Below are 2,933 nucleotides of genomic sequence, written 5' to 3' on the forward strand. Positions count from 1 at the left end.
GTGCCGGCGGGCTGCAAGCAGCGCGACGAGAACCGCGTGACGGCGCATGTCACCGGCACGCAGGCGTTCGGCCAGGCGGCCGTGCTGACGCTGGAGTCGCTGGATTACCTGAACGATGGCGAAGGCGGCTTGTACGCGCAGCGCGATGTCCTGCAGTCCTTTCCCGACGGCGGTCGGCTGGACACGGTGTGGCAGCGCCACTATGTCGACGGCCTGGGGCGCGTGGCGCTCGCCGCGACGCAAAGCGGCCGTGCGCAAGGCAATATCGCCGTATTGACCACCTATGCCGCTTGCGGCAAGCCGGCAAGCCGCAGCCTGCCGTTCTTCGAGGCGAACCTGACGAAGGCGGTGGCGCCGTGGAAAGTGACCTGGTCCTACGATGCGCAGGGCAGGCCGCTCAGGCAGGACACGCCGGTCGGCAGGAATGGCGGCGAGTCCTCGGTCACGACCTGGGAATACCGCGCCGGCCAACGGGAGATCGTCACGGAAGCGGCCGGCACGCCACAGGCCTATGTGCGGGAAACGGCGGCGCATTTCTTTCACGGCGAGTTGCGCCAGGTGCGCGCCGACGGCGGCGCCGGAGGCAGGGAGCAGACCCGGTTCGTCTACGACGCGCTGGGCCGGATGCTGCGCGCCACCGATCCCGCGGGCGTGGTCAATACCATCGGCTATGACTCGTTGAGCCGCAAGACGCGCTACGACAACCCGGACCAGAACACGACGGGCCACGGCTACGCCCTGAGCTACCTGCATGATGCCGGCACGGGCATGCTGGCGTCGATCACCGACGCGGCGGGCGGCGTCGAACGCTACGCCTACGACGCGCTGGGACGTGTCACGCGCCGTGGCCTGTCCGACGGGCGCGAGATCAGGCAGACCTACGACGACGCCTCGGTCAATGGCAACGGCAAGCTGGCCACGGTGACGATCCTGGCGGCCGATGCGTCCGCGGAGCTGTCGCGTCGCCACGCCTACGACTGCTATGGCAATACCTGCGGCGAAACCACGGAGATCGCCGGCGCGCCGGCGCCCTTCGTCATGGCCGCGACCTTCGATCCCTTGAAACGACGGGTGTGGCAGCGCTATCCGGACGGCAGCGCGCTGCAGCGGTATTACACCTATGGGGTGATGGAGTGGCAGAAGCTGGATGGCGCGTTGCTCTTCTATCCGTTGGAGCGGGCCTCGGCCACGGGCAATCCGGGCAAGGTGGACCTGAGCGAGCGGCTCAGCGCGGAATATAAGTACAGCCCGCTGGGCCTGCGCTACAGCGAACGGATCGTGGTGGATGACGACGCGCCCCGTTTGTCATTTTCGATGGAATACGATCCGCTCGGGCAGCTGCTGCGCGAAACCGAGAGCGTCATGCAGCGCAGCGAGTCCTTCGCCTATGCCGACAGACGCCTGGTGGCGGCCGAGGTGCCGGGATTTCCCGGCGGCAATGGCCGTTATGCCTATGGCCCCGGCGGTGACCTGCTGTCCAAGGACGGCAGGCAGTATTCCGACTACAACGGTCATTTCGCGCGCTTGATCCGCGTGGGCGATGCGGTGGTCTGCCGCGCGACGCAGGATGCCTGCGGGCGCACCGCCAGCCTCGAGACCGATGGCGGCACGCTCGCCTTCGGCTATGACGGGCTCGGACGCCTGGCGCGCGTGACGCGCAACAAAGAGCTGCTGCGGCGCATCTGGTCGGACGAACGCGGGCGGCGCGTGAAGGAAACGCGGGCCGACGGCAGCACGGTCTACTACGTGGGACAGGCCTATCAGGAGCAAGTGGGCCGCGACGGCGAGGTCCGGGTCGTGAAGACCATGGTCGACCGGCTGGGACAGGCCGCTTGCCTGCTGACCCGGGGCGGCGTGGTTCAGCGCTACTACTTGCGACGCGATCGCAAGGGCAACATCACGCATCGCTTCGACCAGAACGGCGTGCTGCTGTCCAGCACGGCCTACGACGGCTTCGGCCTGCCCCTGCCGGCATCGGGCGAGCTGTTGCGCTACGAAGGCCGGATCTGGGACGCCGAGACAGGCCTGTACGACTTTGGCGCGCGCGGCTACGACCCCGCGGCCGGCAGGTTCCTGACGCCGGACACGCGGCTGGGATCGAGCCGTCCCGAACGCGCCGATGTCTGGAACCGCTACGCCTTCGAGCTCAATTGCCCGCTCAATCACATCGATCCGACCGGGCATTTCAGCTGGAGCCTGTTCGGGATGTACCTGGGCATGGCTGCCTTGACGGTGCTGGGCGTGGCCGCGTCGGCGGTGACGGCCGGGGCCTCCGATGCCGCCGTTGCCAGCCTGGACACGGCGGTCGAAGGCGATGCCGACATCGCAGGGGGACAGCTTGCCTCGGCGGCCGAGCGCCAGAGCGGCGCATCCCTGGCCAAGACCGTCGCCACCAAGATGATGGTGGGCGCGACCGGAGGCGCCATCAGCGGCGCGGCGACCGGAGCGGGGACTTCCGGCCTGGACTACCTGGCGAAGGCGGGTGGCGCCTGGAACTGGTCGGACCTGTCGCGCGCCATGCAGACCGGCGCGACGTCAGGCGCCGTGTCGGGATGGCTCGACGGATTCGTGTCTCCGATCATTCCCGCCGCGACGGAGAACGGCATACTCAAGGTGCTGGCCGGCGCGGTCGTGAGCGCCGGGGCGGATGCCGCCGGGCTGGAGGCCGCGTCCTACGCGATGGATCATCAAGGCGCTTCGGGCGCGGAGCTGGGCCGGGAGATCTGGTCCGGGGCCGTCAAGGGCGTGGTGCATGAGAATGTCGACATGCTGATGGAAGATGACGAGGCGGAAGCGCCGCTTGGGGGCGCGCCGCGGCACTCCGTGGCCCACCCTGGCGCGGGTCGAGGCGAGGGCTCGGGCTCCGCGCTGCGCGCCGCCCGCATCGGCGCCGTGGCGGGCATGGGCGGGGTCGGGGTCGATGTGCTCATGAT

General features: G+C 69.0%; 1 protein-coding gene. It reads left to right on the forward strand.

Annotated elements, in window-relative coordinates; translation table 11 throughout:
* A partial coding sequence (locus KDH83_RS30150) for an RHS repeat-associated core domain-containing protein (RefSeq protein WP_212322590.1) occupies nt 1–2,933 on the forward strand: 2,933 nt, incomplete at both ends.

The sequence above is a fragment of the Achromobacter sp. Marseille-Q0513 genome (assembly GCF_018195695.1).
Classification (GTDB): Bacteria; Pseudomonadota; Gammaproteobacteria; order Burkholderiales; family Burkholderiaceae_B; genus Achromobacter.